16 protein-coding genes are annotated in these 20,803 nt (G+C 73.1%); 7 read left to right on the top strand and 9 right to left on the bottom strand.

All coding sequences use genetic code 11. From position 1 onward, the window contains the following. Positions 1–14 precede the first annotated feature (14 nt). Positions 15–1,121 carry an acyl-CoA dehydrogenase family protein gene (locus tag ACZ4VL_RS26255; RefSeq protein WP_468204541.1) on the top strand — a complete coding sequence of 369 codons (1,107 nt, stop codon included), beginning with the start codon at positions 15–17 and terminating at the stop codon, positions 1,119–1,121. Between the two features lie 387 nt (positions 1,122–1,508). Then, positions 1,509–2,588, top strand: a complete 1,080-nt coding sequence (gene manB, locus ACZ4VL_RS26250; protein WP_468204500.1) for a mannose-1-phosphate guanylyltransferase — start codon at positions 1,509–1,511, stop codon at positions 2,586–2,588. A gap of 91 nt (positions 2,589–2,679) precedes the next feature. On the opposite strand, the gene ACZ4VL_RS26245 is transcribed toward manB, so the two are convergent. Then, positions 2,680–4,050 carry an LCP family protein gene (locus ACZ4VL_RS26245; RefSeq protein WP_468204498.1) on the bottom strand — a complete coding sequence of 457 codons (1,371 nt, stop codon included), beginning with the start codon at positions 4,048–4,050 and terminating at the stop codon, positions 2,680–2,682. 106 nt (positions 4,051–4,156) lie between these two features. On the opposite strand from ACZ4VL_RS26245, the gene ACZ4VL_RS26240 reads away from it, so the two are divergent. Then, a complete protein-coding gene (locus tag ACZ4VL_RS26240) occupies positions 4,157–4,705 on the top strand; it encodes an acyl-CoA thioesterase (RefSeq protein ID WP_404240880.1) in 549 nt (182 codons plus the stop codon). Positions 4,706–4,742: 37 nt separating this feature from the next. On the opposite strand, the gene ACZ4VL_RS26235 is transcribed toward ACZ4VL_RS26240, so the two are convergent. After that, complete coding sequence (locus ACZ4VL_RS26235) at positions 4,743–6,269, bottom strand: LCP family protein (protein WP_468204495.1); 1,527 nt, start codon at positions 6,267–6,269, stop codon at positions 4,743–4,745. Between the two features lie 187 nt (positions 6,270–6,456). On the opposite strand from ACZ4VL_RS26235, the gene ACZ4VL_RS26230 reads away from it, so the two are divergent. Beyond that, complete coding sequence (locus ACZ4VL_RS26230) at positions 6,457–7,482, top strand: glycosyltransferase family 2 protein (RefSeq protein ID WP_361100097.1); 1,026 nt, start codon at positions 6,457–6,459, stop codon at positions 7,480–7,482. Positions 7,483–7,635: 153 nt separating this feature from the next. On the opposite strand, the gene ACZ4VL_RS26225 is transcribed toward ACZ4VL_RS26230, so the two are convergent. The 4 genes from ACZ4VL_RS26225 to ACZ4VL_RS26210 all read right to left on the bottom strand — a co-directional run bounded on the left by ACZ4VL_RS26225 (position 7,636) and on the right by ACZ4VL_RS26210 (position 13,588). Further along, on the bottom strand, positions 7,636–9,348 hold the full coding sequence (locus tag ACZ4VL_RS26225; RefSeq protein WP_468204492.1) for an LCP family protein: 1,713 nt from the start codon (positions 9,346–9,348) through the stop codon (positions 7,636–7,638). 89 nt (positions 9,349–9,437) lie between these two features. Further along, entirely contained in the window at positions 9,438–11,201 is a 1,764-nt protein-coding gene (locus tag ACZ4VL_RS26220) for an LCP family protein (protein WP_468204490.1), read from the bottom strand. A 224-nt stretch (positions 11,202–11,425) separates the two neighbouring features. Further along, positions 11,426–12,664: an LCP family protein gene (locus ACZ4VL_RS26215; protein ID WP_468204488.1), complete on the bottom strand. Its 1,239-nt coding sequence runs from the start codon at positions 12,662–12,664 to the stop codon at positions 11,426–11,428. Positions 12,665–12,835: 171 nt separating this feature from the next. After that, positions 12,836–13,588 (bottom strand): TIGR03089 family protein, encoded by a 753-nt coding sequence (locus ACZ4VL_RS26210; protein ID WP_468204485.1) that lies wholly within the window; start codon positions 13,586–13,588, stop codon positions 12,836–12,838. 140 nt (positions 13,589–13,728) lie between these two features. On the opposite strand from ACZ4VL_RS26210, the gene ACZ4VL_RS26205 reads away from it, so the two are divergent. Continuing rightward, entirely contained in the window at positions 13,729–15,165 is a 1,437-nt protein-coding gene (locus ACZ4VL_RS26205) for a peptidoglycan recognition protein family protein (RefSeq protein ID WP_468204482.1), read from the top strand. 507 nt (positions 15,166–15,672) lie between these two features. Beyond that, the gene (locus ACZ4VL_RS26200) at positions 15,673–16,686 is read left to right on the top strand and encodes a DNA-3-methyladenine glycosylase family protein (protein WP_468204479.1); all 1,014 of its coding nucleotides are present in this window, start codon (positions 15,673–15,675) and stop codon (positions 16,684–16,686) included. A 230-nt stretch (positions 16,687–16,916) separates the two neighbouring features. Here ACZ4VL_RS26200 and ACZ4VL_RS26195 read toward each other — a convergent pair whose 3' ends face one another. Genes ACZ4VL_RS26195 through ACZ4VL_RS26185 form a run of 3 tightly spaced genes read right to left on the bottom strand, consistent with a single transcriptional unit; the run spans position 16,917 to position 19,835 of the window. Next, the gene (locus tag ACZ4VL_RS26195; RefSeq protein ID WP_468204539.1) at positions 16,917–18,242 is read right to left on the bottom strand and encodes a coenzyme F420-0:L-glutamate ligase; all 1,326 of its coding nucleotides are present in this window, start codon (positions 18,240–18,242) and stop codon (positions 16,917–16,919) included. Positions 18,243–18,262: 20 nt separating this feature from the next. Next, positions 18,263–19,222 carry a 2-phospho-L-lactate transferase gene (gene cofD, locus ACZ4VL_RS26190; protein WP_468204477.1) on the bottom strand — a complete coding sequence of 320 codons (960 nt, stop codon included), beginning with the start codon at positions 19,220–19,222 and terminating at the stop codon, positions 18,263–18,265. Positions 19,223–19,262: 40 nt separating this feature from the next. Beyond that, positions 19,263–19,835 (bottom strand): cysteine dioxygenase, encoded by a 573-nt coding sequence (locus tag ACZ4VL_RS26185; RefSeq protein ID WP_468204475.1) that lies wholly within the window; start codon positions 19,833–19,835, stop codon positions 19,263–19,265. Between the two features lie 637 nt (positions 19,836–20,472). Here ACZ4VL_RS26185 and ACZ4VL_RS26180 point away from each other — a divergent pair. Continuing rightward, the gene (locus ACZ4VL_RS26180) at positions 20,473–20,736 is read left to right on the top strand and encodes a WhiB family transcriptional regulator (RefSeq protein WP_003983763.1); all 264 of its coding nucleotides are present in this window, start codon (positions 20,473–20,475) and stop codon (positions 20,734–20,736) included. The last annotated feature ends 67 nt before the right edge of the window (positions 20,737–20,803 follow it).

Raw genomic sequence — 20,803 nt, 5'->3', positions numbered from 1 at the left:
CCGAGGAGCACGACATGCTCCGAGAGTCCGTCCGCTCGCTCTGCGAGGCCAAGATCCTCCCGTTCGCCGCGGCGGTCGACGAGGAGGCCCGCTTCCCCCAGGAGGCACTGGACGCGCTGGTCGCCAACGACCTGCACGCCGTGCACGTCCCGGAGAACTACGGCGGTGCGGGCGCCGACGCCCTCGCCACCGTCATCGTGATCGAGGAAGTGGCCCGCGTCTGCGCGTCCTCGTCCCTGATCCCGGCCGTGAACAAGCTCGGCTCCCTCCCGGTGATCCTCTCCGGCTCCGAGGAGCTCAAGGCCAAGTACCTCACGCCGCTCGCCAAGGGCGACGCGATGTTCTCGTACTGCCTCTCCGAGCCGGACGCCGGTTCGGACGCGGCCGGCATGAAGACCCGCGCGGTCCGCGACGGCGACTTCTGGGTCCTGAACGGCGTCAAGCGCTGGATCACCAACGCGGGCGTCTCCGACTTCTACACGGTCATGGCCGTGACGGACCCGGAGAAGCGCTCCAAGGGGATCTCCGCCTTCGTGGTCGAGAAGAGCGACGAGGGCGTCTCCTTCGGCGCCCCGGAGAAGAAGCTCGGCATCAAGGGCTCCCCGACCCGCGAGGTCTACCTCGACAACGTCCGGATCCCCGCCGACCGCATGATCGGCGCCGAGGGCACCGGCTTCGCCACCGCCATGAAGACCCTGGACCACACCCGCATCACCATCGCGGCCCAGGCCCTCGGCATCGCGCAGGGCGCCCTCGACTACGCCAAGGGCTACGTCCAGGAGCGCAAGCAGTTCGGCAAGCCGATCGCCGACTTCCAGGGCATCCAGTTCATGCTCGCGGACATGGCCATGAAGGTCTCGGCCGCCCGCGCCCTGACCTACCAGGCCGCCGCCGCCTCCGAGCGCGGCGACGCCGACCTGACCTACCTCGGCGCCGCGGCCAAGTGCTTCGCCTCCGACGTGGCCATGGAGGTCACCACGGACGCCGTCCAGCTCCTCGGCGGCTACGGCTACACCCGTGACTACCCGGTCGAGCGCATGATGCGCGACGCCAAGATCACGCAGATTTATGAAGGAACGAACCAGGTCCAGCGGATCGTCATGGCCCGCAACCTGCCGTAGGACCCCCTCCTCGCGACAGCGGGGGGGGGGGGGGGGGGGGGGGGGGGGGGGGGGGGGGGGGAAGGAGGGGGGGGGGGGGGGGGGGGGGGGGGGGGGGGGGGGGGGGGGGGGGGGGGTCGGCGGGGGGGGGGTGGGGGGGGGGGGGGGGGGGGGGCGGAGGAGGATAGCAAGAAAAAACACCCGCCCCCCCCCCCCCCCCCCCCCCCCCCCCCCCCCCCCCCCCCTCCCCCCCGCTGCGCTGCCCGCGCCCGGCGCGCGGGCGGTAGAAGCCCAGGTGGCGGGCCCGCACGGGGTCCGGTCACGATTCGTGTGCCGCGCGGCGGGCGGCGGGCGGGGATGGGTTAGCTTTGGAGCTTCATAGGCCCGGACCGGGTGGGGAGAAGGAACTTGGAAGCGATCCTGCTGGTCGGCGGGCAGGGGACGCGGCTGCGCCCCGTCACGGTGAACACCCCGAAGCCCATGGTGCGGGCGGCCGGTGTGCCGTTCCTGGCACACCAGATAGCCCGGGCGCGGGCCGCCGGCGTCACACACATCGTGATGGCCACCTGCTACCTGGCCGAGGTCTTCGAGCCGTACTTCGGTGACGGCTCCGACTTCGGCGTGCAGCTGGAGTACGTCGTCGAGGACGAGCCCCTCGGCACCGGCGGGGCCATCCGCAACGCCGCCCGCCGTCTGACGGGCGGGCCCGACGACCCGGTCCTCGTCTTCAACGGCGACATCCTCACCGGCCTCGACATCGCCGGCCTCGTCGACGCCCACCGGGCCGCCTCCGCCGACGTCACCCTGCACCTGGTGCAGGTCGAGGACCCGCGTGCGTTCGGCCTGGTCCCCACCGATCCCGACGGGCGGGTGCTGGCCTTCACCGAGAAGCCGCAGACCCCCGAGGAGATCATCACCGACCAGGTCAACGCCGGCTGCTACGTCTTCCGGCGCAGCGTGATCGACTCCATCCCGGCCGACCGGCCCGTCTCCGTCGAGCGCGAGACCTTCCCCGGCCTCCTCGCCGACGGCGCCCTGCTGCACGGCGTCACCGAGAACACGTACTGGCTGGACCTCGGCAGGCCCGAGTCCTTCGTCCAGGCCTCCGCCGACCTGGTCCGGGGCGTCGTGGCCTCGCCGGCCGTGCCCGGGCCGCGCGGCGAGTCCCTCGTCCTGCCGGGCGCCCGGGTCGAGCCCGGGGCCAAGCTCTCCGGCGGCACCGTCGTCGGTGCCGGGGCCACCGTCGGGGCGGGCGCGGTCGTGACCGGGTCCATCGTCCTCGACGACGCCGTCATCGGGCCGGACACGCAGGTCAGCGCCAGCCTGATCGGCGTCGGCGCCACCGTCGGCCCGCGCACCGTGCTCGACGCCTCGGTCGTCGGCGACGGCGCCGTCATCGGCGCGGACAACGAGCTGCGGGCCGGCGCACGCGTCTGGTGCCGCGCCGAGCTGCCCCCCAAGGCGCTCCGCTTCTCCGCGGACGGCTGAGCCGGCCCGCCCCCGCCCCGTACCGGAAGACGCCGAACGGCCCCTGCTCCACGATGCCGGAGCAGGGGCCGTCGTCGTACGGTCCCCCCGGTCAGTTGCCGGTGACGGTGACCTTCTCGCCGTTCTGGATCTGCTGGACGATCTGCTTGACCTTCGGCTTGTCCCAGAGCAGGTTCCCGCCGCGCTCGCCCGCGATCGGCATGTTCATCGAGGTGCCGCTGCCGCCGCTGATGCCCTTCATCGCGAAGAACATCTCGCCCATGTCCCACAGGCCCATGTCCTTGTCCACGATCAGCGTGTCCAGCCCGGCGCCCAGCACCGGGTACAGCTTGAACGGGTTGAGGACGGTGCCCGGGGTGGCCGCCTGGCTGGCCAGGGCCGCCAGGAACTTCTGCTGGTTCTTCGTCCGGGCCAGGTCGGACTCGGCGAAGGCGTACCGGGTGCGGACGAAGGCCAGGGCCTGCTCGCCGTTGAGGGTCTGCTCGCCGGCCTTGAAGTCGGCGCCGGACTTCTCGTCCTTGAAGCCCTTCTCGATGTTCATGTCGACGCCGCCGAGCGCGTCGACGATGTTCGCGAAGCCCGCGAAGCCGATTTCGGCGTAGTGGTCGATGTGCAGGCCCGTGTTGTGCTCGACGGTGCGGACCAGCAGCTCCGGGCCGTCGTCCGCGTACGCCGCGTTGAGCTTGGTGTGCTTGCCCGTCCCCGGGTACTTCTTGCCGGACTGCGAGCCGACGAAGGAGGGGATCTCCACGTCCGAGTCGCGCGGCAGCGAGATCATGGTGTTCCCGCCGGAGCAGGCCGCCAGGATCATCATCGAGTCGGTGCGCTTGCCCTCGGCGGAGCCCGTGTGGAGCTTCTTCTTCTCCTCGTCGGACATGCCCTCGCGGCTGTCGGAGCCGACGATCAGGTACGTCGTGCAGTCGTCGTCCTTCGGGCGCTCGATGACCTTGGAGAGGTCGACCTCGCGGCGCACCTTGGAGTCGGCCCAGAAGTAGGTGCCGACGGTGGTCGCCACCAGGACCGTGGCCAGGACGATCGAGCCGATCTTGATGCGCCGGCGCCAGTCCGGGGCGGCGGCGGGACCACGGCCGCCGGGCCGGGCCGACGGCGGCTGCCCCGGCCCGCCAGGCGCGCCGGGCCCGCCGGGACCGCCCGGGTGCTGCGGGCTGCGCTGCGGCGAGCCGTAGACCTGGCCGGTGTTGTAGCCGCTGTCGTAGCCGCCGTAGGCGTCCTGGCCGTGGGACTGCTGCTGCGGCACCCCGTACGCGGGCGCCGGCGGCCGGCCCGGCCGCCCCGCCGGGGGCTGAGGGGGCCGCTGGGGCTGCTGCGGCTGCGGGGGCAGTCCCGGCCCGCGTCGCTGGACGTGCGGCATCCGCCGGGCGCCCTCCGGCTGTGCCTGCGCGCTGCCGCGCCCGTACCCGTCCTCGCGGCTGTCACCGCGCCCATCCGGCCACTCGTTCATGCCGCATAGGATGCCCGGTCGCGGGAGGTGCACGACAGTCCGGGCGGAGCTTCGTGCCGGTGCTGTTGCACAGCTGATGCATCCGGGCCGGCTTTAAGGTAGCGGTATGACACAGATACCGGGCGCGACGACGGGTGACCTGCAGGGGAAGCCCACCGCGGCCTCGCGGACCACCCTCAGCCACATCATGACCGCCAACGACACCAATCTCCTGGGCACGGTGCACGGTGGCGTGATCATGAAACTCGTCGACGACGCGGCGGGCGCCGTCGCCGGCCGCCACTCGGGCGGCGCGGCCGTGACCGCCTCCATGGACGAGATGGCGTTCCTCGCCCCGGTCCGCGTGGGTGACCTGGTTCACGTCAAGGCGCAGGTCAACTGGACCGGCCGGTCCTCGATGGAGATCGGCGTCCGGGTCCTGGCCGAGCGGTGGAACGAGTCCACCCCCGCCACCCAGGTCGGCAGCGCCTACCTCGTCTTCACGGCCGTGGACGGCGAGGGCAAGCCGCGCACCGTCCCGCCCGTGGTCCCCGAGACCGACCAGGACAAGCGGCGCTACCAGGAGGCCATGATCCGCCGCACGCACCGGCTCGCCCGGCGCCGGGCGATCATGGCGCTGCGCGAGGAGCGGGCCGCCCAGGGCTTCGACGACTGACCCGGCGGCCCGTGCCGCCCGTCCCCTCCTCCCCGCCCTACTTGGCGCAGACCACCTGGTCGCCGGTGACCACCCCGAACCGTCCCTCGTGCGGGTCCTCCGGCCGGACCGGCACGACCTTCTCGTAGTCCGTTCCGGCGATCACCAGCACGGTGCGGCCCTGCCCCGGCACGGCCCGCAGCTCGCTGCCCGGCAGCGCGGCGGACACCGTACGGGCGGAGCGGTCCCAGCGCGGGTCGTACGCGATCACCGTGCGCCTGACGCCGCGGCCGGCCCCGTTGCCCGGGGTGCCGGTGGTGTCGAAGCCGGTGGCGCGCAGGGCCGCGTCCACCCGGCCGCCCAGCCCGTCGATCCGGGTCCCGTTCTCGACCCGGACCCGGATCCGCTCCGGAGGTACGTCCACGGGCACCGCGGGCGGCTGCTGCGGGCGGGCGGACCGCCCGGGCCCGGGGGCCGGGCCGGGGGTCAGCGGGCGGTCCTGGCGCAGCGCCTCGAAGAGCTCGGCGGCCCTCGGCTCGTCCCACTTCACGGTGGAGCCGATGCCCTTGACCGGGAAGGACGGGTCCCCGACCGGCACGGAGGCGAACTCCGAGGAGGACGGGGAGAAGTCGCGCATGGCCTGGCCGAGGGCCAGCATCTGCTCGGAGCCGAAGCCGGGGTCTGCCCGTACCGAGCCGAGCAGGGTGGAGCTGACCTGCTTGAACTTCACCGGGTTCAGCAGTACCCCGCCGGTGGCGGCCTGTTTGATGAGGGCGGCCATGAACCGCTGCTGGCGCTGCATCCGGCCGAGGTCGGCGGCGCCGTCCACGTGGCGGGAGCGCACGTACTGCAGGGCCTGGCCGCCGCTCAGCCGGTGGGTGCCGGGCAGCAGGTGCAGGCCGGTGTTCCGGTCGTCGAGGACCTTGGCGGTGCAGATCTCCACGCCGCCCATCGCGTCGACCGTCCGCATGAAGCTGGTGAAGTCGACCTCCAGATAGTGGTCGATCTTGACGCGGGTCATGTGCTCGACGGTGCGCACGGTCAGCTGGGGGCCGCCCTCGGCGTAGGCGGCGTTCAGCTTCACCGGGTGCGGGCCGTGCTGCTTCCCCGTGGAGCCGTCGCGGTGCGCGGGCAGCTCGGCGTAGCTGTCGCGGGGCAGGCTGACGACGCTGGCGCGCGCCCGGTCGGCCGAGAGGTGCACCAGCATCACGGTGTCGGTGCAGTGGCAGGGGGCGCCGCCGAGGCGGTACTCGTGCCGGTCCTCGCGGCTGATCCTGTCGCGGCCGTCGGTGCCGACGAGGAGGAAGTTCAGGCCGTGCCCGGCCTGGGGGCGGTTCTTCATGTCCTTGAACGGGTCCACCCGTTCGATCCCGGTGTCCAGACCCGTCATGACCGCGTGCCCGACGGCCCCGGAGCCCAGGACGACCGCCGCCAGGCCGCCCGCCAGCCGTACCCCCCACCGCGGCCGCCCGCCGCGGGGCCGGTCGCCGCGGCGGTCCGGGGCCGGGCCGCGCCGGGTGCGCTGCGGGTGCGGGGGCAGGTGCGCGGGCCGGGCGGGTCGGGGCGGACGGGGTGGCTGGGGCACGGGGACACCTCCGCGGGGGAGCCGGGCCGACAGGGACGGACCAGAGAAAGACGAACCGGACATAATGGTCAGATCGTCAGAACAGTAGGCCCATACGATCAGCCTCGGTCCTGACCGATCAGGCGGCGCGCACCCGTTTCCCCCGTACGCGGTAACGTGACACCGATACCCGACCTTGAAGGACCACATGCCCGCCCAGCAGCCCGCAGTCTCGGTGATCATGCCGGTGCTCAACGAGGAGCGCCACCTGCGCAACTCCGTCCACCACATCCTCGGACAGGAGTACGCCGGTGAGATGGAGGTGGTGATCGCGCTGGGGCCGTCCACGGACCGCACCGACGAGATCGCCGCCGAGCTCGTACGCGAGGACCCCCGCGTCGTCACCGTTCCGAACCCGTCCGGCCGTACCCCGGCCGCCCTCAACGCCGCCATCAAGGCGTCGCGCCACCCGATCGTGGTGCGCGTCGACGGCCACGGCATGCTCTCGCCGAACTACATCGCCACCGCGGTCCGCCTCCTGGAGGAGACCGGTGCGCAGAACGTCGGCGGCATCATGCACGCCGAGGGCGAGAACGCCTGGGAGGAGGCCGTCGCCGCGGCGATGACCTCGAAGCTCGGCGTCGGCAACGCGGCCTTCCACACCGGTGGCGAGGCGGGCCCGGCGGACACGGTCTACCTGGGCGTGTTCCGGCGCGAGGCGCTGGAGCGGGCGGGCGGCTACAACGAGGAGTTCATCCGGGCGCAGGACTGGGAGCTGAACTTCCGCATCCGCGAGGCCGGCGGGCTGATCTGGTTCTCGCCCGAGCTGAAGGTCCAGTACCGCCCGCGGCCCACGGTGCGGGCGCTGGCGAAGCAGTACAAGGACTACGGCCGCTGGCGGCACGTGGTGGCCCGCTATCACGCGGGCTCGATCAACATGCGCTACCTGGCCCCGCCGACCGCCGTCTGCGCGATCGCGGCCGGAGTGGTGGCGGGCGCGGCCGTGACCCCGTGGGCCTTCGCGGTCCCGGCCGGCTACCTCGCGGGGATCGCGCTCGGTTCGATCCCGGCCGGCAAGGGCCTCCCGCTCAAGGCGCGGGCGCAGATCCCGGTGGCCATCGCCACGATGCACATGTCGTGGGGCTTCGGCTTCCTCACCAGCCCGCGCTCGCTCGCGGACAAGGTCATCGCGAGCCGGCGCCCGTCGCCGAGCCCGGACCCCTCGGCGGCCTGAGGCCGCCGACTGCCACCCGCCGTCCGCCGTCCGCTGCCCGGCGATGGCCGCACACGCGAAGGGGCCCGGTGCGGTGGTCGTGCAGACCGCGGCACCGGGCCCCTTCCCCGTTCCTGCGTACGGTGCGCCGGCCGGCGCACCGTACGCCACCGGCTACCAGGTGAAGCCCGGCTGGATCGCCATGCACTCCTTGTCGTTGTCGCCGTTGAGCGGGCGCGCCGAGTCGGGGGCCTTGGTCGGGGCGGGCGGCGGCGGGGTCGGCGCGTTGCCGGTCCGCCAGTCCTTGCCCACGAGCAGGACGATCCCGGAGACGTCGTCCACCTTCTGCACCGCCGAGGCCGGCAGGCCCAGCGCGGTGGCCACGGCCGCCGCGTCACCCGCGAGGTCGGGGCTGGAGAAGCGGACCACGGTGGTGTCCTCGGCCCCGGTCAGGTTGTCGGCGACGGCCTTGGTGAAGCCCTTGCCGGCGAGCACCGAGACGACCTCCAGGGCCCGGCCCTTCACCTTCGCCTGGGCACCGTCCCTGCCGCCGGTGGCGTTGCGCACCGTCACCGCGATCTTCGCGGGCGGGGCGGCCTGGTCGACGGCGGGCTGCGAGGGGGCCGCCGGGGTGCCGCCCGTGGTGCCGGGCGCCGCGGCCGACGAGGACGGGGCCGGGGAGGCCGCGCCGGCGGGGTGCTCGGGGCCCTTGCCGTCGAGCGGGATGTCCTCGCGGACCATCCGGAACAGGTCCTCGGCCTCGCCCGGCTTGGGCTCGACCCGGGCGGAGTCCGAGGGGCTGTAGATCCACGGCATGGTGGTCATCGTGATCCGGCCCGGGGCGACCTTCTTGAGCTCCATGCTCAGGTCGTACAGCTTGTCGATCTTGTTCAGGCCGGGGTCGACGACCATGGCCTTGATGGCCGCCTGCGCCAGGCTGTTGAGCTTCATCGGGTTGCTCAGCTTGGCGTTCTTGCGGAACTCGCGGGCCATCGAGTTCATGTACATGTGCTGGGCGTGGGCGCGGCCGATGTCGGTGCCGTCCTCGAAGCCGTAGCGGGTGCGCAGCCACTGCAGGGCCACCTCGCCCTGGATGACGTTCTCGCCCTTGGGTAGCTTCAGGCCGGAGCCCTTGCCCTCCCTGGTGCGGGAGTGCACGTTCTCCTGGACGCAGACCGGGACGCCGCCGATGGCGTCCGCCATCGTCACCACGCCCTTGAAGTCGATCATCATGAAGTGATCGATCGGGATCTTGGTCAGCTCCTGCCAGGTGGCGACCGTGCAGCCGGGGCCGCCGCGGCTGAGGGACTCGTTGGTCTGCACGAGGCCCCTGCTGGCCTGGTGGACCTTGCCGTTCGGCTCGGTGCACTTGGGCATCTTCAGCAGCGTGTCGCGCGGCATGGACACCACGGACATGTTGGAGCGGTCCGCCGACAGGTGCAGCAGCATCTGCACGTCCGCGAGGGGCGGCCCGTCGAAGGTGTCCTTCGCGCCGCCGAGGGCCTGGTTCTCCGCGCCGTCGCGGGCGTCGGAGCCGATGATGAGGATGTTCAGCGGGGTCTGCCCGAAGGCGTTGGGCTTGGAGCCGCCCAGCTTGCTGTCGCCGAGGTTGAGCGCGTCGGTCTGGATGCTGCCGTTGAGGTGCCGGTAGTAGAGGTAGCCCGCCGCCGCCGTCGTGAGTATGAGGAACGCCAGGACGGAGGCCGTCCAGCGCAGGATGCGCCGCTTGCCGCGCCGGGGCGCGGGCACGCCGGTGCCGGGCGTGCCGGGCGTCCCCTTGCCGGGCGCGCCGCCGGCGGGCACGGCTGGTCCGTCGGAGGGGCCGCCGGATATGTCGTCGGCCGGCCGGGCGGACGCCCCCTCCCCCCGCGTGCTGTCGTTCCTCACAGGTCCCCCCTCGAAATCACTTCATGACTGTGGTGGCGCCGGCCGCGCCGGCGCAGGGCTGATGGCCGGCCCGGGGGCCGGCCGGTCGGCTACTTGGCGCAGACCGCCTTGTCCGCCTCGACGCGCTGGATGTCCTCGGGCGCCTTCTGCGGCGCCGTCATCGAGATCCCCGCCCCCTTGAAGTCCGCGCCGAGCGTCAGCTTCATCGCGGTCCGGGGCCCGGCGTCGGCCGTGCCCATCTTCAGCGCCGTGGACGGCAGGCCCATCATGTCCGCCAGCGCCCGCGCCTGGTCCGCCTGGTTCGGGGCGAACTCCAGCTGCGTGGCGTCCAGCTTGGCGGGCGCGTTACCGAGGTTGCTCGCCTTGGTGACGCCCTTGTTGTTCTGCAGCCAGGTCAGGGTGGTGGAGGCCGAGCCCGAGGGCCCGCCGCCGTTGTAGACGTCCACCCGTACGTCCTTCGCCGCGGCGCGCGGGCCCTGCAGGAGCGCGTCCTGCTTGGCCTTGGCCTCGGCGTTGGCGGCCTGTTCCTTCTTCTCGACCTCGGTGAGCGAGACGTCCCCCCGGATCATCTGGAGCAGGGGGTCGGCCAGCGCGTTGTTGAGGACGACGGTGGCCTTCACCTTCTCGGCCGGGTTGTCGAGCACCGGCAGGGTGGTGAAGGTGACGTTCTTGAGGTTCATGTCCTTCAACTCACCGGCGAGGTTGGTGAGTTTCTCGATGGACCCTATGCCCGAGTCCACGCTCAGCGACTTGGTGGCCGCCTCGGCGAGGGAGAAGAACTTCTTCGGGCTGGTCAGGGTCTCCTTCGACTTCATCTCGCGCAGCATCGAACTCAGGAACTGCTGCTGCGTCTTGATGCGGTCGAGGTCGCTCTCGTTGCCGAAGGCGTGCCGGGTCCGTACGAAGGCCAGGGCCTGCTCGCCCTGCAGCCGGTGCTCGCCGGGGCCCAGCTTCAGCTTGGAGTCCTTGTCGTCGACGCCCTTCTCCAGGCAGACGGGGACGCCGCCGACGGCCGTGCTCAGCACCTTCACCGCGTTGAAGTCGACCATCATGAAGTGGTCGACGGTGATCCCGGTGAGCTCCTTGACCGTGCGCATGGTGCAGCCCGGGTCGCGGCCCTCCTGGCCGAGGCTGGTGTTGAAACGGGTCCCCCGCTGGCCCGGGATCGTCTTCATCGTCCCGTCGGGCTGCTTGGTGGGGCAGGCCGGGATGTTCGTGATCAGGTCGCGGGGGATGGACAGCGCGGTGGCGTTGGAGCGGTCCTTGGAGACGTGGAACAGGATCGTCGTGTCGGCGTGGCCGGGGCTGTCCGCGTCGCCGTAGCCCTCGTTGCCCGAGCCGGAGCGCTTGTCGGTGCCGATGACGAGGATGTTGATCGGCTGGTCCTTCTTGAAGCCGCCCGTGCCCGCGTCGCCGACGTCGGTGACCTTCAGGTTGCCGTTCAGGTGGTTGTAGTACAGGTACGCGCCCAGCGAACCGCCGACCAGCAGGAAGGCGAGCGTGCCACCGGTGACCACCAGCAGCCGCTTGCGGCGGGTGCTGCCCGTGCCGCCCTTGCGGGGCCGACCGCTGCGCCGGCCGGGCGGGGTCTCGCCGCGGCGCGGCCCGGGGACCGCCGGGGACGGCGAGGCCGGGGACTCCGGGGACTCCGCGGGCTCCGGGGACGCAGGCTTCTTGGGGGAGGCCGGTTTGCCGGAACGGGCGCCGGCGGACCTGCGGGGGGAGTTCACCGAGCGCTTCCCTTGCGGAGCGCTTCGGTCCAGTTGCAGTTCGTAATTGCCGGTGCGGGGGTTGAGCACCCACTGGTCTGCGGGGTCGATTTCCTCTGCCCGCCCACGGCTCTGCGCATCCACGGTTGCTCGAATCCTCCGTCGGTGCCTCGCGACGCGCCTCCCCCAAGACGCCCGGTCAACGATCCGGCTGCTGGTGCACGGCCTCTTTGCTGGCCAGGGCACCGGATCGCTCACCTTATCCGTCCCGGTCAACGTCAAACCATGGTGGTGACAAATTCCACTCCCCTTATATCGGGGCAAACCACCTAAGCTCCGCGCTTCGTGCACCGGCTTTTGGCATTGCTTTACCGGCAGTCGGTCATCCCCGCAGTGGTGCCGGTGAAGGTGGGGACGGGTGTGGGGGCCGTTCCGGTTCCGGTCGGCGACGGCTCGGCACTGCCGGCCCCGGCCCGTACGCCGTCCGGCTCCCGACCGTCGGCCTCCCGGCCGTCCGTCTTTCGGCCGTCCGCCTCCGTGGGCGGTGCCACCGTCAGCGGCGCGTCCGCGCGCAGCCGCTGGAACAGCCGGGCCGCATCGGGCTGCACCAGCTCGTCCCGGTTCCGGTTGGCCGCGTACGGACGGCGCGGTACCGTCAGGAACTTCACCTGCTCGGTCGGTATGTCCCGCATGCCCCGGACGAGTTCGTACAGCCCGCGCAGCGAGGCCAGCCCGGGGTCCGTGGTCACCGAGGACGTCGCCGCGTCCAACAGCGGGTACAGCCGACCCGGGTTCAGCAACACCCCGTTGCTCTGCACCTTCTTCACCAGCGAGCCGAGGAACTGCTGCTGGCGGTCCATCCGTTCGGTGTCGCTGCCGTCGCCCTGCCCGTAGCGGGCGCGCACGAAGCCGAGCGCCTGCTCGCCCCGCAGGGTCTGCCGGCCCGCGGGGAGGTGCAGCCGCGCCTCCGCGTCGTTCATCGGCTGTTTGAGGCAGACCTCCACCCCGCCGACCGCGTCCACCATCTTCTTGAACCCGCCGAAGTCCACCACCATGTGGTGATCGATCCGGATTCCGGTCAGCTTCTCCACCGTACGGATCGTGCAGGCGGCCCCGCCCCACTGGAAGGCCCAGTTGAACTGCACGAACTGCGCCGCGGTGCGGGAGCCGCCCGCCGTCAGACAGCTCGGGACGTCCGTCATCAGGTCCCGCGGGATCGAGACCGCCGTCGCGCTGCGCCGGTCCGCGGGCAGATGCAGCAGGATCACGGTGTCCGAGCGCTGCCCGCCCCCGTCACGCCCGTAGCGGGAGTTGTCCGCGCCCGCGCGCGAGTCCGAGCCGATCAGCAGGATGTTCTGGGAGCCGCCCGCGATCGCCGTCGGACGCTCCCGCTCGAAGCGCTCCAGCTCGGACGCGGCCGAGGTGTCCTCGGTGATGTTCGCGTCGAGCTTGCGGTACAGCCACCAGCCCGCCCCCGCCCCGGCCAGCACCAGCAGCGAGACCCCGGCCGCGGTCCAGCGCAGCAGCCGGCGCCGACGGTCGCGCGGAGGCTCCGGGGAGCCTCCTGCCGCCCCGGTGGCGTCGGGTATGCCTGCGCTGTCCGTCACTCGCGTACCGTCCTCACCGCGTGTTCAGGAGGCCGTACAGGTGTACGCACGGCCTGAGCCGATCCTGCCCCCGCGGCCGGGAGGCGGCCCGGGGGCGGCCCCTTGTCCAGACCCGAACGGGTGAAAGATCGGCCCCCTCGCGGCAGTGCCCGGGCGGTCGGCGCGGGATGCTCACCGCACGGTGTGGGTGACCCGCTCCGCCTCGGTGCGCTGGGCCAGGCCCTCCGCCGGCAGCCGGTCCAGGTGGCGGCACAGCACCACGGACCCGCCTGCGGCCAGAGCCGCGAACAGTCCCGCCGACAGCCCGTCCCACGTGTCGTAGCCCAGCCCGGACAGCACCCGTGACCCCGGCTCCAGCCCGAGCTTCGCCGCGTCCTCGCGGGCCCGTCCGACCAGCCCCGCGTACGACAGCTCCTCGCCGCCGACCACCAGCCCCGGCCCCTCCGGGTCGACGGGGACGAACGGGGCGAACCGGTCGCCCTGCCCCGGCACCTCCACCGCGTAGTCCGCGAAGCCGGCCGGCGGCTGCGGGAACCGCCCGCCCAGCGGCCGCAGCGCGAGCGCGACCCGCTCGCCCGAACAGGAGGCCGCTTCCTCCAGGGTGTCGGGGCCGCTCACCACCAGGTCGGCGCCCGCCGGATCCCCGCCCACCTCGGCGACCACCCCGACCGAGGCGCACGCCAGCAGCCACACGGCGCTCTGCCAGTGCGCGGGCAGCAGCAGCGCGAGCCGGTCGCCGGGCTCGGCGCCGAGGTCGCCCTGGAGCAGGTTGGCGGTCTTGGCCACCCAATTGGCGAAGGTGGCGACGGACAATTCCACGCGTTCGCCCGTGGCGTCGTCGTAGAAGGTGACGAGGGGGCGGCCCGGATCGGCGGCGAGCGCGGATCGCAGCAGGTCGGCAGGGGTGCGGTCAGAGGCGTTCACCCGCCCCAGCGTACGCGGGGCCCCTCGCCCGTACGGCGGCCCGCGGCTCACCCGTCCGGGGGAGCCGCACCCGGCAGCGAGCAGACGGACCGTCAGTTCTGCGATGGCGGTTCGTGGTGCGCGTGCCCAACATCGCTTGCATGCGTGGATTCCTTGCTTCCGCGGTCGGCGTCGCGACCGCCGCCGCCCTCGCCCTGCCGCTCGCCCTGCCCACTCCGGCCCTGGCCGAGTCGTCCCCCGCGGCCCCCGCCGGCTCCACCCAGTCTTTGCCGCTCGCCCCCCTCGGGCCCGCGGCCGACCGCTCGCCCGGCAATCCCGGCATGAGCACCTCACCGCGCCTGCCCGAAGCCAGGGGCCTGGCCGCCCGTGAGGTCGAGAGGTTCTCGCTGGTCGGCGTCGTCTGGGACGACGCCGGCAGCCAGCTTCACGGCCGCGTCCAGGTCCGCACCCGCTCCGCACGCACCGGCACCTGGTCCGACTGGCAGGACGTCGAGACCCACAACAGCGAGCACGCCCCCGACCTCGGCGCGGTCGAACGCGGCAGCGGCCGGCTCCGCGGCAGCACCGCCCCGCTGTGGGTCGGCGACTCCGACGGGATCGAGGTACGCGTCCAGGCGGAGCCAGGTGCCCCGCCCGCCGCGACGCGCTCCAGGAGCGCCGCCCGCCTCCCCTCGGGCCTGCGCATCGAACTCGTCGACCCGGGCGCGGGGGCCCCGTCGCTCCCCGGCGACGGCAAGAACACCACGAGCGGCACGGGCACCACGGGCACCACAGGGACCACGGGAACCCCCGTCGACGACGACAAGGGCGACCCCGTGGCCCTGCCCGGCATGTCGATGGCCACGGCGGAGGCCTCCTCCGCCAACGTGCCGCTGGCCCCCCTCGGCGCCAAGGAGATCGCCCCCCTCAACCGGCAGGACACCATCGCCGACGCGGTCATCGCCGTCGACGGCGCCCTCAGCAGCCCCCCGTACATCGGCCCGCGCCCGGGCATCGTCACCCGGCTGGGCTGGGGCGCGGACGAATCGCTGCGCGAGAAGGAGTTCGCGTACACGAGCACCGTCAAGGCGGCCTTCGTCCACCACACCGCCTCCGGCAACAACTACGACTGCAAGGACGCCCCGGCGTTGCTGCGCAGCCTGTACCGCTACCACGTGGTCAGCGCCGGCTGGCGGGACTTCGGCTACAACTTCGCCGTCGACAAGTGCGGCACCGTGTACGAGGGCCGCGCCGGCGGAGTCGCCAGGCCGGTCCTCGGCGCGCACACCATGGGGTTCAACACCGACAGCATGGGCATCGCGGTGCTCGGCACCTTCACGACCACCGCCCCGCCGGCGGCCGCGGTGCAGTCGGTGGCCGCGCTCACGGCCTGGAAGCTGGGACTGTTCAACCGGGACCCGCGGGCCACGGTCACGCTGAAGTCGGGCGGCGGGAACCTGTACGCCAAGGGCAGCAGCGTGAAGATGAACGTGATCTCCGGGCACCGGGACGGCTTCGCCACGGAATGCCCCGGCAAGCTCCTGTACGGCCAGCTCCCGCCGACCCGCACCACCTCGGCCAGACTCCAGGGCCGCTGACCCGCCCCGCCCCGCGGCCCCGGACCGCGGGGGCCCGCCTCCCCGCGCGCCGCGGGGCACCTCTGGCTGCGCCGCCCCCGCACGGGCCGCGGGTACCCGACCGCGCGGTGCGCGTCTGCGGGTCGTGCGTGGCTGTTCGCGCAGTTCCCCGCGGCGCGCCTGTGTGTGCGGGTCGTGGGTGGTTGATCGCGCAGTTCCCCGCGCCCCTGGGGGGCACCCGTCGTGCGGCGGCGTCGGATGTGTGAGGGCATCACAGGAAACGTGCCGCCCGCAGTACCGGCGCCGCGCGGGACGATGCCCCAGGGGCGCGGGGAACTGCGCGCTCAGCCAGGTACGACCTGCAGTCGAGCACTGTCCCCGGGCCGCAGCATGCCCTTGCCCCGGGGCGCCGTGCCGGCCCTCGCAAGGCCGCTGCCGGGCGGGGCGACGCTTCAGGGGCGCGGGGAACTGCGCGCTCAGCCACCCGCGGCCCGCGGGGTGCCCCGGCGGCGGCGATACGCTCATGGCATGGCCGGCCGCTTCGATCCCCTCACCCGTGCCGCCGTACGCGGCGGCCGCACGGACGTCCCCGCGCCCGGCGGCCCCCCGGCTTCGGCCGCGGCCCTCCACCGGGCATGGGCCCCGGAAGGCCCCGTGGACCTCGGCCTCACCCTCGGCCCGCTGCGCCGCGGCCCCCACGACCCGACCTTCCGCGTCACCGCCGACGGCTCCGTCTGGCGCGCCAGCCGCACCCCCCTCGGCCCCGCCACACTGCGCGTCGCCGCGGACCGCACCACCGGCACGGTCCGGGCCGAGGCCTGGGGCCCCGGCGCCGAGTGGATGCTCGACGGCCTGCCCGCCCTCCTCGGGGCCGACGACGACCCGTCGGCCTTCGTCCCGCGTCACCGCCTGCTGCACGCCAGCCACCGCAGCCGCCCCGGCCTCCGCCTGACCCGTACCGGGCTGGTGCTGGAGTCGCTGATCCCGACCGTCCTGGAGCAGAAGGTCACCAGCGACGAGGCCTACCGTTCCTGGCGCCGCCTGGTGCGCCGGTACGGGGAACCCGCGCCCGGCCCGCAGACCGCCGCTGACGCTGGCCTGTACGTCATGCCGGACGCCCGGACCTGGGCGATGATCCCGTCCTGGGACTGGCACCGGGCCGGGGTCGACGCCAAGCGCTCGGGGACCATCGTCCGGGCCGTGCGGGTGGCGGCCCGGATGGAGGAGGCCGCCGCCATGCCGCCGGGGCGGGCCGCCGCCCGGCTGGAGGCGGTGCCCGGCATCGGCCCGTGGACCTCGGCGGAGACCCTCCAGCGCAGCAACGGCGACCCGGACGCCGTCACCACCGGCGACCTGCACCTGCCCGGCATCATCGGCTACGCCCTGGCCGGCGACCGGGACGCCGATGACGCCACCATGCTCGAACTGCTCGCCCCGTACGCAGGTCAGCGCCACCGCGCGGCCCGTCTGATCCTCCTGGCCGGCCGCACCCCACCCCGCCGCGCCCCCAGGATGTACCGCAACGACATCGCCCACCTCTGACGGGCGTCCAAGGGGGCGGGGAACTGCGCGCTCGGCCACATGCGACCCGCACCTGAGGGCCCTGTCCGAGAGCGCGCCCGCGCCTGCGGGGCGGTGGCCGCGCGGGGCGATGCTTCAGGCGGCGCGGGGAACTGCGCGCCCAGCCCCCCGCGGCCCGCGCCCAGCCCCCCGCGGGCCCGCGGTCGGGCCCCCGGGCCCGCATCCCCGCGCCGTGCGGGGGCCACGGCGGGTCAGCGGATCGTGAGGAAGGGGTCCGCGGGGCGAGGGGCCCGCTCGCGCGGCGCCTGCGCCGCATGCCCGACGGCCACGGCCCCCATGGGGTCCCAGTCCTCCGGGAGCCCCAGCACCTTGCGCACCACGTCCCGGCAGAACATCGTCGACGACACCCACGCCGACCCCAGCCCCTCCCCGGCCAGCGCGACCAGGAAGTTCTGTACGCCGGCGCCGGTCGCGACCACGAACATCTCCCGCTCGGCCGCGTCCCGCCGGGCGTGCCCGTAGGTGTGCGCGCCGTCCATCACCATGCACGGCACCACCAGGTACGGCGCGTTCCGCAGCACGTCGCCGCGCCGCACCCGCTTCGCGATCGACTCCTCGCTCTTGCCGTCGCGCCGCAGGTCCTCGATCCAGGCGTCCCGCATCGCGTCGAGCAGTTCGCGCCGCGCGCCCTCGGATTCCACCAGGACGAACCGCCACGGCGTCGTGTGGTGCGGCGCCGGGGCGGTCACGGCCGCGGCGACGGCCCGCCGGACCGCGGCCGGGTCCACCGGTTCGGCGGTGAAGGCCCGTACGGTGCGGCGCTGCGTGACCGCCTCCCGTACCGCCTCCGAGGTGCCGAGGCGGAACAGGTCCTCGGCGGCGGGCCGCACCAGCTGCGCGGCGGTGGCGCCTTCGCCGAGGAGGTGCCCGAGCCCGCGTACGACGGCCACCGGCAGCCCCTCGGCCTTGCCCTTGACGAGGTCGCCGGCGGCGGCCAGTTCGTCGGCGGTGGCGACGACGGTCGCGCTGAGCGGGTTGCCGTGCGCGTCGGTGCCGCCGCGCAGGTCGTCGAGGACGCGTACGCCGGCGGAGCCGATGGCCACGTCGGTCAGGCCGGCCCGCCAGGGCCGCCCGAAGGTGTCGGTGACGATGACGCCGACATCGACGGAGAGCAGTTCCCGCAGCCCGGCGCGGATCGCGGCGGCGGAGGCGTCGGGGTCCTCGGGCAGCAGCAGTACGGTGCCGGGTTCGGTGTTGGAGGCGTCGACGCCGGCGGCGGCCATGACCAGGCCCTGCCGGTTCTCGACTATCCGCAGCGGGCCGCGGCGCGCGACGACCCGTACGGTCTCGGCGTCTATGGCCTCCTCGCGCGAGTCGGCCCGGACGATCCGGCCCTCCGCCTTGGAGACGATCTTCGAGGTGACGAGCAGGACGTCGCCGTCCCGCAGTCCGGGCGCCGTGTCCGCGACGAGTCGGGCGAGGTCGTCGCCGGGCCGGACCTCCGGCATCCCGGCGAGGGCCCACACCTCGTACGAGGGCGAGGGCGACGGTGAGGTCGACGGCGCGGGCACGGGCATCGGCGACGGCGAGGACGCGGTCACCTGGCCGCCTCCGCGAGGGCCAGTGCGGCGCGGGCCATCTCGGCGGTCGCGTCGAGGTCGGTCATCATCAGCGGCACCGCGCGGCAGGCGATCCCGGCGGCCTCCACCTCGGCGACGGCGTCCGCGTCGGCGGTGTCGACGAGCCAGCCGTCGAGGAGGTCGGAGCCGTAGTGCCGGGCGACGGCGGCGGCGGTGGCTTCGACGCCGACCGCGGCCAGCACCTTGTCGGCCATGCCGCGCACGGGGGCGCCGCCGACGATGGGGGAGAGGCCGACGACGGGTGCCGCGGCGGCGGCGACGGCCTCGCGGATGCCGGGTACGGCGAGGATGGTGCCGACGGAGACGACCGGGTTGGACGGCGGGAAGAGGATGACGTCGGCCTCGGCGAGGGCCTCCAGGACGCCCGGTGCGGGTTTGGCCTGTTCGGCGCCGACGGGTACGACGGCCTCGGCGTCGAGGGAGGCGCGCAGCCGGACCCAGTACTCCTGGAAGTGGATGACGCGGCGCTCGCCGGTGCTGGCGTCGGTGACGGCGACGTGGGTCTCGACCCGGTCGTCGGACATGGGCAGCAGCCGGACGCCGGGCTGCCAGCGGTCGCAGAGGGCTTCGGTGACGGCGCTCAGCGGGTAGCCGGCGTCGATCATCTGGGTACGGACGATGTGGGTGGCGAAGTCGCGGTCTCCGAGGCCGAACCAGGAGGGTCCGACCCCGTAGGCGGCGAGTTCTTCCTTGACGGTGAAGGACTCGTCGGCGCGGCCCCAGCCCTGCTCCTCGTTGATGCCGCCGCCGAGGGTGTACATGACGGTGTCGAGGTCGGGGCACACCTTGAGCCCGAACAGGTGGATGTCGTCACCGGTGTTGCCGATGACGGTGATCTCCGCGTCGGGGACCGCCGACTTCAGTCCGCGGAGGAAACGGGCGCCGCCGATGCCGCCGGCCAGAACAACAATGCGCATGCGGACAGTCTGTCAGCCGCGGTCCGCCGGGCGTGCTCCGTCAGACGGAGAGGGCCTCGGGCCGGGCGGGGGAGCAGTGGTGCATGGGCATCTCGGTCAGGCCGGGGAAGTAGACGTGCAGGCTGACCGCGCCGTCGAGGCCGTCGTTGACGACCTCGTGGTCGTAGCCGGGGGCGAAGACGCGCTGGGCGCCGGCCCGGAGGGTGAGGGCGCCGCGGGGGCTGTGCTCGGTGAGCGTGCCGTCGAGGACGGTCAGGACGCCGGAGGAGGCGCCGTGGTCGTGCCGGCCGCTGCCCTGTCCGGGGACCCAGCTGAGGAGCCACACCTCGTAGCCGGGGCCGGTGCGCAGCCGGTGGTACCAGCGGGTGGTGGCGTCGTAGCGGACGAGGTGCTGCCAGCTCGCGCGGTCCTCGGCGATGGAGCGGGCGAGGCCGACGAACTCGGAGAGGGTGGAGGGGTGTTCGCGGGCGGGCTGGAGCAGGTGCTGGACGGCGAGGATGTCGCCGGCGATCTGGAGGTCGCTCTCCGTGACCGGGGGGCGGTCGTCCGCGGTCGCGGCAGCGGTGGCCGCGGCGGGAACGGAAGCGGTAGCGGTGGGTGCGGGGATGCGCATTGCGGGGTCCTCGGGAGATGTCAGGGGTGCTGGCGGTTGCTGCGGGGGTGGCCGGAGCTCAGGGGAGCCGGGGCTCCGAGGGCATCAACAGCTGCAACAGCAACAGCGGACCTGGGCAGCGCGCAGGAACCCACGAACGGGGGTCCGGGTGGCGGCTGCGGTCTCTGACATGGGGACAAGGAGACCGGCTCGGGGGCCGGACTGTCAACCCAATGACCGGTTTGGCGGAAAAGGTTCATCTGATCCGGTTAACACGGTCGGAGAAAGGTTTGTGCACCCCGTGACCGGGGAGATGGCGCTCCAGGTCCCGCTGTCGCCCTGTTCAAACGTGCGATGCCAACTCGTGATCGGAATGTGATCTGCGCCGCTTCTATGGCCGGATTGCAACCGGTCCATGGGGCGTCGCGTCGGTTGCGGGTGAAGTGGGCGCAGTCGGACGCCAGTGGCATGTGTCACGATTTTTGGCGATTTGATCACTTTCTGCATAGCCTTGGTTCCGCAGAGTGAATAAGGGCCCCAATAGCAGATCCCAGCTTGACTGGGCTGGAGCCCCCCACTTGTAATTTCACTCGTGTCGTTACGTAGCGATGAGTAACGACGCCACCACGGGGATGCACAGACAGAGCGAGGGGCGCACATGACCGAGCTGTTTCAGGAACTGCTGGTCGAGGAAGCGGACGAAGAGCTCGGATGGCAGGAGCGCGCCCTGTGCGCTCAGACCGACCCCGAGTCCTTCTTTCCCGAGAAGGGCGGCTCCACCCGCGAGGCCAAGAAGGTCTGCCTCGCCTGCGAAGTCCGCTCCGAATGCCTTGAGTACGCCCTCGCCAACGACGAGCGATTCGGCATCTGGGGCGGCCTGTCCGAACGCGAGCGCCGCCGCCTGAAGAAGGCCGCCGTCTGACCGCCCCCACCGCACGGAAAACAACACCAAGAGCACACCACACGGTCCGCCTCCTGCACCTTCCCCG

The organism is Streptomyces sp. NPDC029014, assembly GCF_055564695.1.
Note: the sequence above shows the minus strand (reverse complement) of the source record. Positions and strands in the feature narration are given on the sequence as shown.